This window comes from Halarchaeum nitratireducens, assembly GCF_014647155.1.
Lineage (GTDB): Archaea > Halobacteriota > Halobacteria > Halobacteriales > Halobacteriaceae > Halarchaeum > Halarchaeum nitratireducens.
In genome coordinates, this window is sequence record NZ_BMOQ01000004.1 from 153716 (window position 1) to 168133 (window position 14418).

General features: G+C 69.9%; 13 protein-coding genes. 6 read left to right on the plus strand and 7 right to left on the minus strand.

Going from position 1 to position 14418, the window contains the following annotated elements; genetic code table 11:
- Window positions 1-27: 27 nt before the first annotated feature.
- A complete protein-coding gene (surE, locus tag IEX91_RS07695; RefSeq protein ID WP_188878136.1) occupies window positions 28-795 on the minus strand; it encodes a 5'/3'-nucleotidase SurE in 768 nt (255 codons plus the stop codon).
- A 73-nt stretch (window positions 796-868) separates the two neighbouring features.
- A complete protein-coding gene (locus IEX91_RS07700) occupies window positions 869-1813 on the minus strand; it encodes a ketopantoate reductase family protein (RefSeq protein ID WP_188878137.1) in 945 nt (314 codons plus the stop codon).
- A 159-nt stretch (window positions 1814-1972) separates the two neighbouring features.
- On the opposite strand from IEX91_RS07700, the gene rqcH reads away from it, so the two are divergent.
- The 3 genes from rqcH to IEX91_RS07715 all read left to right on the plus strand — a co-directional run bounded on the left by rqcH (window position 1973) and on the right by IEX91_RS07715 (window position 6498).
- On the plus strand, window positions 1973-4117 hold the full coding sequence (gene rqcH, locus IEX91_RS07705) for a ribosome rescue protein RqcH (protein WP_188878138.1): 2145 nt from the start codon (window positions 1973-1975) through the stop codon (window positions 4115-4117).
- Window positions 4118-4305: 188 nt separating this feature from the next.
- Entirely contained in the window at window positions 4306-5250 is a 945-nt protein-coding gene (locus tag IEX91_RS07710; protein WP_188878139.1) for a DUF4013 domain-containing protein, read from the plus strand.
- 180 nt (window positions 5251-5430) lie between these two features.
- A complete protein-coding gene (locus IEX91_RS07715) occupies window positions 5431-6498 on the plus strand; it encodes an mRNA surveillance protein pelota (protein ID WP_188878140.1) in 1068 nt (355 codons plus the stop codon).
- A gap of 5 nt (window positions 6499-6503) precedes the next feature.
- Here IEX91_RS07715 and IEX91_RS07720 read toward each other — a convergent pair whose 3' ends face one another.
- From IEX91_RS07720 to IEX91_RS07740, 5 genes are all read right to left on the minus strand, one after another.
- On the minus strand, window positions 6504-7274 hold the full coding sequence (locus tag IEX91_RS07720; RefSeq protein WP_188878141.1) for a DUF6789 family protein: 771 nt from the start codon (window positions 7272-7274) through the stop codon (window positions 6504-6506).
- A gap of 2 nt (window positions 7275-7276) precedes the next feature.
- Window positions 7277-9922: an AAA domain-containing protein gene (locus tag IEX91_RS07725; protein WP_188878142.1), complete on the minus strand. Its 2646-nt coding sequence runs from the start codon at window positions 9920-9922 to the stop codon at window positions 7277-7279.
- A gap of 37 nt (window positions 9923-9959) precedes the next feature.
- The gene (locus IEX91_RS07730) at window positions 9960-11201 is read right to left on the minus strand and encodes a glycosyltransferase (protein WP_188878143.1); all 1242 of its coding nucleotides are present in this window, start codon (window positions 11199-11201) and stop codon (window positions 9960-9962) included.
- Between the two features lie 223 nt (window positions 11202-11424).
- Entirely contained in the window at window positions 11425-12372 is a 948-nt protein-coding gene (locus IEX91_RS07735; RefSeq protein ID WP_188878144.1) for a zinc-dependent metalloprotease, read from the minus strand.
- A 52-nt stretch (window positions 12373-12424) separates the two neighbouring features.
- Window positions 12425-12676: a hypothetical protein gene (locus IEX91_RS07740; protein ID WP_188878145.1), complete on the minus strand. Its 252-nt coding sequence runs from the start codon at window positions 12674-12676 to the stop codon at window positions 12425-12427.
- A gap of 160 nt (window positions 12677-12836) precedes the next feature.
- On the opposite strand from IEX91_RS07740, the gene IEX91_RS07745 reads away from it, so the two are divergent.
- The 3 genes from IEX91_RS07745 (at window position 12837) to IEX91_RS07755 (ending at window position 14397) form a co-directional block, all read left to right on the plus strand.
- Entirely contained in the window at window positions 12837-13898 is a 1062-nt protein-coding gene (locus tag IEX91_RS07745) for a M20/M25/M40 family metallo-hydrolase (protein WP_188878146.1), read from the plus strand.
- A 134-nt stretch (window positions 13899-14032) separates the two neighbouring features.
- Entirely contained in the window at window positions 14033-14227 is a 195-nt protein-coding gene (locus tag IEX91_RS07750) for an LSM domain-containing protein (protein WP_188878147.1), read from the plus strand.
- Window positions 14224-14397, plus strand: coding sequence for a 50S ribosomal protein L37e (locus IEX91_RS07755; RefSeq protein ID WP_188878148.1), 174 nt, complete (start codon window positions 14224-14226; stop codon window positions 14395-14397). The genes IEX91_RS07750 and IEX91_RS07755 overlap by 4 nt, the downstream gene beginning before the upstream one ends.
- Window positions 14398-14418 lie beyond the last annotated feature (21 nt).

The window sequence follows — 14418 nt, forward strand, 5'->3', positions numbered from 1 at the left end:
CCGCGTCGTCGCTTCCAGCGGGTCGACTCAGAGCACGCCGCCCGGCGTGACGTCCTCGGGGACGCCGTGCGGGGCGGTGAGCGGCGTCACGGAGACTTCGTTGTCGACGCAGACGCGCCGATCGGTCCCCTCGGGGTCGGGGACGTCGCGTTCGAGGAACTCGGCCCAGAAGCGGTCCTCGACATCGATGCCGGCGCCGGTGACGGTCGCTTCGAGCTCGTACTCCTCGGAGGGACGGGTGACGCGTCGGACGGGCGCCGTGGCCTGATCGCTGGCGGGCGCGTTGACGCTGAGGTAGTCGGCGCTCGGGAGGACGTCGCCGGCGGCGAACGCCGGGACGAGGTCGGCGGCGACCTCCGCGGCGAGGTCGAACGTCTCCGTGGTGGGCTCCCAGTCGGGATCGGTGAGGTCCCAGTCGTACATCGAGAGCGCGACGGCCGGCACGTCGAGGAAGCCCGCCTCCATCGCGGCGCCGACGGTCCCGGAGCGCCCGAGGACGTGGGCGCCGAGGTTCGGCCCGTCGTTACAGCCGGAGACGACGACGTCGGGTTCGAGCCCGATCGCGGCGAGGCCGACCGCCACGCAGTCGGCGGGCGTCCCCTCGACGGCGTAGCCGCGCGCGTGGTCGTGGTACTCGACGGGGCCGGCGGTGCGCGTCTGCCCGGTCCCCGACTGCTGGCCGGCAGGTGCGACGACCGTGACGTCGTGGTCGGCGTCGAGGCGATCACGGAGGCGTTCGAGGCCCGGCGCGTCGATGCCGTCGTCGTTCGTGAGGAGGACGGAGAGGGTGCTCACGGCGACCCGTACCGGACGCCCGCGCTAAGCCGTTCCGGTGGTTTGCCTACGTGTCTCACGGGAGATCGGCGCGTCAGGGCTCGTTCGCGTCGGCCTGCGGGCGGAGGATGGCGTTGACGGCCTCGACGGCTGGAACGTCGACGTTCCGCTCGCGGGCGCGCCGGACGGCGCTCCCGTGGAGGGCGTCGAGTTCCATGCGCTTGCCGTGGGTGAGGTCGTAGTGGAGACTGGAGTAGTTCTCGTCGTTGTCCATCGACGTCATCGCATCGAGCCACTTCGTCACGGGGTCCCACTCGAAGCGGACGCCCTCCGCGTGGGCGACGGCGACGACCTCCTCCATGACGCGCCGATAGAGCGCCCACGTCTCGTCCGTGTCGTTGATGACGCCGAACGGCTGGCGCGTGGCGGCGGTGAGGCCCGCCTGCGCGCAGATGAGCGCGAACTTGTCCCAGAGCGTCGCGTGGACGCTGTCGGTGTAATCGGCGCGCATTCCCGCCGCCGCCTCGCAGGCGTCGAGGAAGTCGTCCGCGAGTGCGGGCCGATCGGGGGCCGGCCCGTCGACGTCGTGGTACTGCCCGAAGATGACGCGACCGGGGCCGCCGGTGTGTTCGACGACGCCGGGGCTCGCGATCGTGCTGAAGATGTACGTGACGCCGCCCCAGACGCGCTCGGTGCCGACGACGTCCGCGAGGACGTCCTCGTTGTCGACGCCGTTCTGCAGGGAGAGGACCGCGGAGTCCGGGCGGAGCATCGCGTCGAGCGACGCCGCGGCGTCCGCGGTGTCGTAGGACTTCACGCAGAAGAGCACGAGGTCGACCTCGCCGACGGCCGCGGGGTCGTCCGTCGCGGGACAGTCGACCTCGAAGTCGCCGGCGACGCTCTCGACCGCGAGCCCCTCCGTGCGGAGGGCGTCGAGGTGCTCGCCGCGCGCGATGAAGGTGACGTCGTGCCCCTGCTGGGCGAGGCGGCCGCCGTAGTACGCGCCGACGCCGCCCGCGCCGTAGACTGCGATCTCCATGACGGAGCCGTCGGGGCCGGACGGCATAGAAGTACGGGAGTCGGCGTCGATCGTCGCGTGACGACACGACCCTCGACGCCGCGCTCGCTCTCGTCGCGGTCCCTGCGGGCCCGCGTAGACCGCAGTACAAAAGGGGACCACCGCGCTAGTGGGCGTATCATGGACGAGAAGCGGGAACTGACGAGCATCGACCTCGTCGCCCTCACGGCCGAGCTGAACGGCTACGCGGGCGCGGTGGTCGACAAGGCCTATCTCTACGGCGACGACCTCGTCCGCCTCAAGATGCGGGACTTCGACGAGGGACGCGTCGAACTCCTCGTCGAGGTCGGGGAGACCAAGCGCGCGAACGTCGCGCGCCCCGAGCACGTACCGAACGCGCCCGGGCGACCACCGAACTTCGCCAAGATGCTTCGGAACCGGCTCTCGGGTGCGAACCTCCACGAGGTGCGCCAGCACGGCTTCGATCGCATCCTCGAGTTCGAGTTCCGCCGCGAGGACCAGGACACCACCATCGTCGCCGAACTGTTCGGCGACGGCAACATCGCGGTGCTCGATCAGAACGGCGAGGTCGTCGACAGCCTCGAAACCGTCCGCCTGAAGTCCCGCACGGTCGCGCCCGGGAGCCAGTACGGCTTCCCGAAGTCGCGGGTGAACCCCCTCGAACTCGACTACGAGGGGTTCGCAGAGCGGATGCGCCAATCGGACACCGACCTCGTGCGGACGGTTGCGACGCAGCTCAACTTCGGTGGGCTCTACGGCGAGGAGCTCTGTACGCGCGCCGGCGTCGAGAAGACGAAGGACATCGAGGACGCGGGCGAGGCGGAGTTCGAGGCGATCTACGACGCCATGGAGCGCCTGCTCGACGACGTGAAAGCCGGGCGCACCGACCCCCGCGTCTACTACGAGCGGGGAACGGCGGACGGCGGTGAGGGTGACGACGAGGCGGCCGAGAAGGGGCGTCGCGTCGACGTGACGCCGCTGCCCTTGGAGGAGCGCGCCGACCTCCCCGCGGAGGCGTTCGACTCGTTCAACGCCGCGCTCGACGACTACTTCACGAACCTCGAAACGGAGGCCGACGAGGGATCCGAGGAGACGACGAGCAAGCCCGCCTTCGAGGAGGAGATCGCCAAGCGAAAACGCATCATCGAGCAGCAGGAGGGCGCGATCTCGAACTTCGAGGAGCAGGCCGAGGAGGAACGCGAGAAGGCCGAACTGCTCTACGAGCGCTACGATCTCGTCGACGACGTGCTCTCGACGGTCCGCGAGGCGCTCGCCGCGGGCTACGGCTGGGACGACGTCGAAGAGCGATTCGAAGAGGGCAAAGAACAGGGGATCGAGGCGGCCGAGCACGTCGCCGGCGTCGACCCCGAGAACGGCCTCGTCCGCCTCCGCCTCGGCGGCCACGCGATCGGCCTCGATCCCGACGCGGGCGTCGAGAAGAACGCAGACGCGCTCTACCGCGAGGCCAAGCGCGTCGAGGAGAAAAAGGAGGGCGCACTCGCGGCCATCGAGAACACCCGCGAGGAACTCGAAGACTGGCAGGCGCGCCGCGAGGCGTGGAGCGAGGAGGAACGCGAAGAGGAGGAGCCCGAAGAGGAGGAACCCGAGGACATCGACTGGCTCTCGCGGGCGTCGATCCCGGTGCGCAAGCAGGAGCAGTGGTACGATCGCTTCCGGTGGTTCCGCACGTCCGACGGCTTCCTCGTCATCGGCGGCCGGAACGCCGATCAGAACGAGGAGATCGTGGAGAAGTACATGGACGGCTACGACCGCTTCTTCCACGCGCAGGCCCACGGCGGTCCCGTGACGGTGCTCAAGACCTCCGCGCCGAGCGAGCCCTCCCAAGACATCGAGGTGCCCGAGTCCTCGTTGGAGGAGGCCGCGCAGTTCGCCGTCACGTACTCCTCGGTGTGGAAGGACGGCCGGGGCGCCGGCGACGCCTACATGGTGATGCCGGAGCAGGTCTCGAAGACCGCGGAGTCCGGCGAGTACCTCTCGAAGGGCGGCTTCACGATCCGCGGTGACCGGACGTACTTCGAGAACACGCCCGTCGGCTGTGCGGTGGGTATCACCTGCGAGCCCTCGACGCGCGTCGTCGGCGGCCCACCGTCGGCCATCGAGGGACGGGCGGAGACGACCGTCGCGCTCGAACCCGGGAAGTTCGCGCAGGGCGACGCGGCCAAGCGCGTGTACAGGACGTTCCGCGAGCGCTTCGCGGACGAGTCCTTCGTCCGCAAGGTGGCCTCGCCCGACGAGATCCAGAAGTTCATGCCGCCGGGCGGGAGCCGCATCGCGGAGGAATAGGCGACCCCGATGGGGTCGCCAGTTACCAAGCGGGGAACGGAGTGCCCCCGCGAGGAGTCGGTCGCAACCGAGCGCGAGCGAGGGCGCGACCGAACACCCGAGCGGGGAGTGACGCGACCCGCGAGAGGGAGGACGAACGCACCGGAACGGACCCCACGCTTTTCACGTCGCCGGGCGTCGTCCCGGGTATGCTCGAAGACGCCCTGAAGTACCCGCTACGCGGTGAGGAGTCGACGACCACGCTCCTCATCGGTGGTGGTCTCGCGATCGCAGCGCTCATCATCACCGGCCTCGGTGTCCTCCTCTCCTTCCTGTTCATCGGCTTCCTGGCGTTACCGTTCGCGCTCGTTCCGGGCGTGCTCGTTCAGGGCTACCTCGTCGACGTGATGCGTCACCGCCTCCGCGGCGATCCGAACCCGCCGACGTTCGAGGACTGGGCCGCCCTCTTCGTCGACGGTCTGAAGATGCTGCTCGTCGGCGTCGTGTACGCAATCCCGGTCGTCGTGGGCGTCGTGTTCTTCGCTGTCGTCGCCGCCGTCCTCGCGTACGCGACGCAGGTGTCATCGGACGCGGGATCGTTCCTCGGACTCGCGTTCACCGCCTTCGTCTTCCTCGCCCTCCTCGTCTACGGCGCGCTCGTCGGGTACGTCTATCCGGCGGCCGTCGCGAACTGGATCCGGGAGGACGACGTGATGGCCGCGTTCTCGATAACGGCGCTGAAGGAGGCGACGCTGAACACGACGTATCTCGTGGGCTGGCTGCTCGCGCTCGTCGTCGCCGTCGTCGGGAACGCCGTCGGACAGGTCCTCCTCGTCGTCTTCTTCGTCGGCGTCTTCGTGATCTTCTACGCGCAGGTCGTTTCGTGGTACTGCTACGCCGAGGCGTACGCGGACGCGATGGGCCTCGACCGCGAGTTCGACGGTGACGTCGGCGGCGATGCGACCGGATCCGACGATGGCGACCATCGACGGGACGACGACATCCCCCCCTCCGAGTCGACTGCGCGGACGACCACGGACGGGTCCGAGTCGGGCGATGACGAAGAGAGCGCCGCTCTCTCGGACGCGACGGAGGGCGTCGGCGACGAGACGGAGGCGGATGACGACACCGATACCGAGGACCGACGCGAGTAGCGCGAGACCGCCGCATCGCCGATTCGCACCGTGAGGCGCGAGTAGCGTGAGACCGCCGCATTGCCGATTCGCGCCGTGAGGCGCGAGTAGCGCGGAAGCACCCCGCTTCCACTGACGAACGCGTCGCCACGCGACGCGTGAGTAGCAGGACACAAGGCCCGCGGCCTCGGAGTCTCGCGTATGCAGATCAAAGAGCGCGAGGCGCGTGAGGGCGGGGGCGAGCGGCTCACGCTCGTTCCGGAGAGCCTCGACGACCTCTGGCACCTCGCGTACGTCCTCGAACCCGGGGATCGGGTCTCGGGCGATACGACCCGGCGCATCCAGCGCGCGGACGATCAGATGCGCGATACGGGCGGGGAGCGCGAGCCGATGTGGATCGCCCTGGACGTCGAGGACGTCGAGTTCCACAAGTTCGCCAACCGCCTGCGCGTCTCGGGCGTCATCGCCGACTGTTCGCGCGAGGACCAGCTCGGGCTCCACCACACGCTGAACGTCGAGGCGTTCGACGAGATCACGGTCACGAAGCTGTGGCAGCCCGATCAGATCGAACGCGTCGAGGAGGCCGTCGAGGCCGCCGATCAGCCCGACGTCGCCATCGCCACGATCGAGGAGGGCGAGGCGTACGTCCACACCGTCCAACAGTACGGCGTCGAGGAGTCCGGGTCGTTCACCGGCACGACCGGGAAGGGCGAGTACGCCCGCGGGCGCGAGGAGCTGTTCGCCGAACTCGGCCGGGCGCTCGAACGCATGGACCCGGACGCCGTCATCCTCGCCGGCCCGGGGTTCACGAAGCAGGACGCGCTCGACTACTTCGACGAGCAGCACATGGACTTCGTCGAGCGCGTCACGACCGTCGACACCTCCGCGGCGGGCGGACGCGGCGTCCACGAGGTGCTCAAGCGCGGCGCGGTCGAGGACGTACAGGCCGAGACGCGGATCGCCGAGGAGTCCGAGCTGATCGACGAGCTGATGGCGCGCCTCGGGACGGACGAGCCGGTCGCGTACGGGATCGAGGAGGTGGCGAAGGCCGCGGAGTTCGGCGCGGTGGAGACGCTGCTCGTCCTCGACGAGCGCCTGCGCAAGGAACGCGCCGGCGAGGGCGACTGGGACGTCGACGTGAACGACGTCATCACGAGCGTCGAACGACAGGGCGGCGACGTGACGGTGTTCAGCCACGAGTTCGCGCCCGGCGAGCGCCTCCGCAACCTCGGCGGGATCGCGGCGCTGTTACGCTATCGGCTGAGCTGACGGGATCAGACCGTCGCGTCGAAGTTGCCGTCGCCGAGGCGGACTGAGACGAATCCCAGCAGTCCGCCGTAGACGAGATGCGCGACGAGCGTCACGAGGGGGAAGCCGACGAGCGACCCGCCTTCGCCGGCACCGAGGCCGAAGACGACCGCGTAGCCGATCCAGAGCGGAACGGCGAAGACGACGCCGCGAGCCCCGGGCACGCCGCCCGGGAGGCACTCGCGGAGGCTGAGGTAGACGAGCGGCCACGCGAAGACCCCGATCGCCGCGAACAGCAGGAAGCCGACCGCGGGATCGGGCTGTGCGCCGACGAACGAGCCGAGCGATTCGAAGGGGCGGGCGCGATAGCCGGTCAGCACGTCCCCGGCGAAGAGGACGGACACGAGTCCGGCTGTTCCGGCGATGCCGCCGGCGACGTCGCGCGGCTCGACCCGGACGCGATCGGCGAGGTAGGCGTGGACGTCGAGCAGGTCGTCGATCAGCTCGGTCGTCCCGGGTGGGCCGACGACGGGGAGCGCCGCGGGACCGTCGTCTCCGGCCGCGAGCCACCGCGACTTCAACAGGGGGAGGAGGTCGCTCACGTGATCGAGGTGGTGGTGCGTGAGGCAGACGGCGTCGAGACCCGTCGGTCCGGTCTCGGTTCGCGCGAGGCGTTCGAGGACGCCGCTCCCGCAGTCCACGAGCACGCGCGCCCCACCGTCGCCGACGAGCAACCCGGATTGCGCGCGCTCGCCGTCCGGAAGCGCGCTTCCCGTCCCGAGGACCGACACTCGCATCGCTAGCGGCGCGCCCAGTCGAGCATCCGCGCGTAGAAGTCGTCGGTGCCGAGCGCGGCCGCGTCCCCCACCAGCACGAGCGCCTTCTTCGCCCGCGACAGGGCGACGTTCAGCCGCCGGTAGTCCTCGAAGATCGGCCCGTCCAGGCTCCCGGTGGCGACGAACGAGACGACGATCACCTCCTTCGCGGAGCCCTGGAAGCGGTCCACGGTGTCGACCGCGACCCCCTCGGGGACGCGGCGGCCGATCTCGCCCACCTGCGCGCGGAACGGCGCGATAACGCCGATCTGAGAGGTATCGAGGCCGGCGTCGAGGTGGGCGTCGACGATCTCAGCGACCCGCTCGGCCTCCCGCGGGTCGACGTGTGCGTCCGTCGTACCCGTGACGTCCACGAACCCGACGCCGTCCACGACGTCCGCGTCGTCCGTATCGACGCCGAGGTCGGCGAGCGACTGCGTCGCCACCGCCCCGCTCGCCGGACGGAGTCTGCCCCCGTAGAACTCCGTGGAGGAGAACGCCTGGATGCGCTGGCGCATCCGGTACTGACTCTCCAGCAGAACGCCCGCCTCGGGGCGCTCCTCGATGAGGCGCTCGAAGAGCGACGTGGTGAGCCGACCGCCGGCCTGCACGACCGGGGGGAGCTGGTGGTGGTCGCCGACGAGCACGAACGTCGCGCCGCGGTTGATCGCCGCGAGCGCCCCCGGTTCGGTGAGCTGGCTCGCCTCGTCGACGAGCACGACGTCGAACTCCTGCGAGCGCATCACGCGCGACCCGCACGAGGACGTGGTGGCCGCGACGAGCGACGCCGCACCGAGCGCGTCCGCCTGCTCGTGGGGGCCGCCCGCGTTCTCCAATCGGTACTCGCGCATGTCCTCGCGGACGCCGGTCTCGGTGCCGACGCGGACGACGTCGTCGACGCCCTGCTCCTCGACGGCCTCCAGGGCGTTGTCGACCGCGCGATTCGTGAACGCGGAGAGCAGGACGCGATCGCCGCGCGCGAGGAGTTCGCGGACGAGCGTGGCGATCGTGTACGTCTTGCCCGTCCCGGGCGGCCCGTGGATCAGCGCGAAGTCCTCGGCGTTCAGCGCGCGATTCACCGCCGCGTTCTGCGCCTCGTTGTTCGACACGACGTCGCGCTCCCCGTCGCGGAACGTCGGTGACTCGCGGCCGAGTAGGACGTCCTTGCGCCGCTGGTCGCCCTTCAGCACGAAGTCGTGGAGCGCGGTCAGCATCCGCGAGACGGAGAGCTCCGAGGGGTAGACGTCTACCCGCCGAAGATCGAGCGGTTCGTCCGTCGTGACGACCACCCGCTCCTCGTCGAGGCGTTCGACGCGACCCATCTCCGCGATGCCGTGTACCGGGTCGCCGTCGCTGGCGAGCACGCGGTCGCCCTCGCGGATCTTCGAGGACGCCGCCGCCGGACGGCGCGCGCGCAGCCGCCAGCGGCCGTCAGTGAGCTCCTCGCGGCCGTCGGGTTCGAGGCCGATGACGGCCCGGTCGTCGTCGGCGCGTTCGTCGGGCGTCTGCTCCCAGAGCTTCACGTACTCGCGGTGGATCTCGCGGCGTTCGGCCTCGATCGCCTCGTAGAGCGCCTCGAAGTAGTCGCGCTCGGCCTCGGGGAGCATCGATCCGATCTGCCCGGCCTTCGACTCCTGGTTCAGCCGACCGGAGACGACCATGCAGGCGTCCTGCGAGAAGCAGTACTCGCACTTCGCGTTCGACTCCTTGCCCGTCGGCACCGTCATGTCGTGCTCCATCGCGGCGAGGCGGTTGCGCGAGCGGACGACGAACTCCAGCAGGCCGGGCCCGATCGAGAACTCCTTGGCGGGCGAGAGGTCGCCGCTCTCCTCGCCGCGGTCGACCGCGGCGTTCTTCGTGTAGAGCAAGGTCCCGGTGTCGGCCTCGACGCCGCGCTCTTCGAGCATCAGGGCGTAACAGGCCGCCTGGATCTTGTCGTGGAAGCGCGGGTCGCGGTTCGTGTTCTTCCCCGTCTTCAACTCCACGGGCATCCCCCGGCGGATGGCGTCACAGCGGCCCTTGATTCCGAACGTGTCCGAGATGAGGGTGTACTCGGAGCGCCAGTCGTCCTCCTCCGTGAGGAGGCCCTGATTCAGCCACCCCTCGATGGCCGCGGCGTGCTGGCGCACCTCCTCGCGGACCGACTCGGGGTCCTCGCCGAGGAGGCCGAGTTCGAGGCCCGCGTCGTCCACCGCGTCGTCGATGGCGTCGTCGAGGTCCCGGCCGCGCAGGAGGTCGCCGAACACCTCGTGGACGAGCGTCCCCTTCGCCACGGGATACTTGAGCGGGAGCCCCGAGAGCTTCGAGAGGTAGTACTGTCGGGGACACTGTACCCACTCCCTGATGTCCGTCACGTCGACGAGGTAGTCGGGCTCCACGACGACGTAGGAGCCCTTCGAAGTCGAATACTGCGTCTCGCCGTTCCACTCGCGCTCCTCGGGATCGGTCAGGAGGAGTTCCATTCCGGGTTCGAGGTAGTCCGCGGTCTCCGTCCACTTCCCCCAGAGGGTCAGGGTCCGGGACGGGGCGTCGCCCGGGTCGACCGTCACCTCGACGAGGTCGCGCTCGCCGTACTGCGTGCTGACCGTCCGTCCGTCTCCGACGGCCGTCACGTCGCCCCGGATAGTCACGCCCGGCGGTAGTCGCGGACGGCGAAAAACGCTGTCGCTAGTCGTCGAAGATCTGCCAGCCGAGGTCCTCGCGGTCGGCGTGCGCCGAGACGAGCCGCCCCGTCCCGTCGTGCTCGGCGATGTCGCCCCGTTCGAGCGGCTCGTGGGTGTCCTCGATGGTCTCCGGGGTCACCTTCTCCGTCACCTCGAAGGTCTTGACGGGGTCGATCACGCCCCAGAACGCGCCGATGGCGTGGAGGACGACGGCGAGCGGCGTCGCCACGAGGAAGACCGGCCAGACGAACGGGTGCTTATCGTAGGCGCGACAGCCGAGCGTGGTGTAGCAGAAGAGGACGCAGAGGAGGGCCGTCGAGATGAGCCCGTAGAGCCGGAGGTCGGGTGCGCCCCCCGGGACGAGGTACGTGCCGACGACGAGCAGGGGCACCAGGGGACTGAACGCCCACGCGACGACGCGCGTGAGCGCGAGCGGGACGTAGGCCGTGGGGAGCGTGTCGTCCTGCATCGTCCCCGAGAGCCACCGCCGACGTTGTTTGATCATCGCTTTCAGCGATGGCGGGGCCTGATTGCGGAAGCGCGCGTTCACGACGGTGAAATCGAGGTCGACGTGTTCGGCGGCCCGCCAGACGAAGTTGGTGTCCTCCGTGACGGTCGCCGCGTCCCACGTCACCGCGTCTTCGAGCTCGCGTCGAAAGGCGATGCCGCCGCCCCACGCGTAGAGCGGGTAGCGGAGGCTATCGAAGCCGACCTGCTCGGTCTGATACCCGACGCGGAAGACCTCGCAGACGTAGGTGAGCCACGATCCCGTGTAGATGGGTTTCTCGGTGAACTGCACGACGTCCGCGTCCGGAAGGCCCGTAAACGAGGTGACCAGCGTGTCCTCGTCGAGGTAGAGGACGTACTCGCGCTCACAGGGCACCTCGCGGCGCGCCCACTCGATCGCCCGGCCCTTGTTCGTCGCCACGCAGTCGAAGGATTCGGGGACGACGTGGACCGTCGCGCCCTCGACGTCGATCGGTGCCTCGGCGATCACGCGGACGTCGTCGACCTCGTCCGGGACGCTGTTCACCGTCGCTTGCACGACGTCCGCCGCGTCGATCGTCAGTATCCGCACCTGTACCTCGTCGAGGCCGTGCGCGAAGTCCTCGCCGGGGTCGTGGACGCCCGACCGGAGCGCGACGACCTCGACGATCCACCACACCACGGAGGAGCCGTAGAGGATGAGCGCGGCCCAGAGGAGGACGACGAGGCCGACGAGGATCGCGTTCGCCACCGACGGCATGATCGACGCGAGGGGCGTCCACGACTTGAGTGTTAGTATCCCGACTGGTAACGCCGAGTCGACGGAGCGGAGACTGCGGCCCGCGGCGGACAGGAGACGACGTGCGGACGGCGGATAGGGAACGATACGCGGACGGCGGACAGGACATAATCTGCGGACGGCGGGCGGGGACGGATGACGCGATTCCGCCCGGTCCCGATCCGTCCCGAGCGGTCCCGCCCCGCTACGCGGCGACGCGGGCGACCCAGCGCATCGGCTCGTCGAGTTCCGTGTCGCTCGGGAGGTGCTCCGGCGACTCCCAGACGAGCCCGGCGGTTTCGACGTCGCGGGCGTCCGCGACGGCGTCGAAGAACGCCTTCCCGCGTTCGTACTGCTCGCGCTTGAGGTGGAAGCCGAGGAGGCGCTTGAGGAGGTCCCCGAGCGGTCCCTCGTCGCGACGGCGTTCGTCGAGCTTCCGGCGGAGGTCGTCGAAGGAGTCGTCGAACGCCCGGTCCATCAGGAGCTCGGCGTACCCCTCGACGGCGGTCATCGTCGTCACGAGCTCGCTGAAGGCGTCCGCGTGGAGTTCGGCCCGGGAGAGGCCGTCGACGCCCTCCCGCAACCGCGTTTCGAGGTGGTCGCCAAGCCACGGGGCGGCTCCGAACTCCGCGGCGTGCGTCACCTCGTGGAAGGCGATCCACCGTCGGAAGCGCGGGACGGCGACGTCCATCGAGATCGCCGCGGCGACGATGTTCGGGTGGACGAAGTAGAGCCGGTGGTCGTCGCTCTCCGCGAGCAACAGGGGGTCGTACTGCCCGAGGACGCGGCCGGCGACGAAGGAGAGCGTCCCGGCGGTCGTCGCGGTGTTGAACGTGCGCGCGACGCCGGGGAAGGCGGCCTCGCGTTCGAGCGGCGCGAACGCCCGGCGGAACGTCTCGACGTTCGCGTCGATCCAGTGGTGGCGGTTCTGCACGTCGATCGTCTCGGGGACGTCGAAATCGAGGCCGGAGACGCGGCGGATGCGCGCGCGGGCCGCCCGGACGTCGCTCGCGTACCCCTCGCGGTCGGCGGACGTGAGGTCGAGCGCGCCGGCGTCGGTCGCGCCCTTCGCCGCGTCGGCGACCGCCGCCCAGTCGACGGCGTCGTCGCCAGACGCGCCCGCGACCGCACGGGCGCTGTCGAGAAGCGTCATACCCGAAATCGGTGCCGTGTCGGGATAGGCCTTGTCCTCAGTCGGGAGCCGCTCAGATCTCGGTGTCGGTCGCGGCGCCGCCCAGCTTGCGCTTGACGAGGAGCCCGGTGACGACGAGGAAGCCGAGGACGACGAAGAGGCCGAGGGCCTTGGACTCGCCGCGGCCGCACCCGACCCCGGCGCCGTCGACTTCGTCCGTCTCTTCCCCGTCGACCGGCGCGATGCCGACGTCGCCGCTCGATTCGTCGCCGAACTCGGCCTCGAAGGAGAGGCCGTCGTGCACGTGGAATTCGATGATGCCCATAGGCGTACGTCGTCGCGGAGGCGCAAGTGGGTTGCGACCGTCGACGCGTCCGCCGCGGACCGCGGGCGCGTCCGCCGCGACGGAGGCGACGGCGGCGACGAAGCGTCACGGTCGGTCGGGTTCCGGTGGCTTCTTCCCCGCGCCGGCCGCGCCGGTCGGTATGGACGACGATCAGCGGGAGTTCCTCACCGACCTGCTCGCCACGGCGAGCCCCTCGGGCTTCGAGACGCCCGCCCAGCGCGTCTGGATCGAGTACGTCGAGCGCTTCGCGGACGACGTCCGCACCGACGACTACGGGAACGCGATCGCGGTCTACGACGGCGGGAGCGGCCCCGAGATCGCCGTCGGCGGTCACGCGGACGAGATCGGCTTCGTCGTCTCGGCGATCAACTCCGACGGGTACCTCCACCTCGCGCCCGTCGGCGGGAGCGACAACTCCGTCTCGAAGGCCAGGCGGGTGCACGTCCACACCGCCGACGGGCCCGTGAACGGCGTGATCGGACAGGCGGCCATCCACGTCCGCGACCGGGACGACGCGGAGTACGACGACATCGAGGAGATGACCGTGGACGTCGGTGCCGCCGACGAGGCGGCGGCCCGCGAGATCGTGAGCGTCGGCGACCCGGTGACGATCGCGCAGTCGCCCGCCCCCCTCCGCGGATCGCTGCTCACCGGGCGCGGCCTCGACAACCGCGTCGGGATCTGGGTCGCCGCCGAGGCGCTCCGACGCGCCGCCGAACGCGGCGCCGAGTCGACCGTCTACGCCGTCTCCACGGTCCAGGAGGAGGTCGGCCTCTCCGGCGCGAAGATGGTCGGCTACGACCTTGATCCGGACGCGGCCGTGGCGGTCGACGTCACGCACGCGTCCGACCACCCCGAGTTCCCCGGGAACAAGCACAACGAGATCGCGCTCGGCGACGGGCCCGTGGTCGCGCGCGGGTCGACGAACCACAGCGCGGTCGTCGGGGCCGTCCGCGACGCCGCGGCCGACGAGGGGATCGACGTCCAGCTGCAGGCCACCGGGATCCGCACCGGGACGGACGCCGACGCCTTCTACACCGCCCGGAGCGGGGTCCCGTCGCTCAACCTCGGACTTCCGAACCGCTACATGCACACGCCCGCGGAGGTCGTCGACACGGACGATTTGGACGCCGCCGCGGACCTCCTCGCGGCGTTCGCCGTCGACGCGGCCGGGCGCGAGTCGTTCGCCGTCGAGCTCTGAGCCCGGGCCGGCCGGCGTTTCGAGTCGCGGCGCGGTGCCCTCGCGGGACCGCGGCGGTGAGTGCGGCCGTCAGACGCGTTTCGCGCGCCGGATGAGTCGGTACGTTTAAGCGTGCGACGGGCACCCGATGTTGTATGAGCGGCCGACCGCTGGACGTCCTCGAGGCTTCCCTCGAAGAGACCGTGACCGTGGCACTCAAGGACGGTGGAGAGCACACCGGCGTCCTCACTGGCTACGACCAGCACATGAACCTCGTTCTGGAGAACACCGACGCAGGTGAAGACACAATCGTTATACGCGGCGATAACGTCGTAACGATCAACCCATGACTGGAGCCGGTACGCCGAGCCAGGGGAAGAAGAACAAGACGACGCACGTCAAGTGCCGCCGCTGTGGCGAGAAGTCGTACCACTCGCGGAAGAAGGTCTGTTCGAGCTGTGGCTTCGGCAAGTCCGCGAAGCGCCGCAGCTACGAGTGGCAGTCGAAGCAGGGCGAATAACCCGTTCTCTCTTTCGTTCTC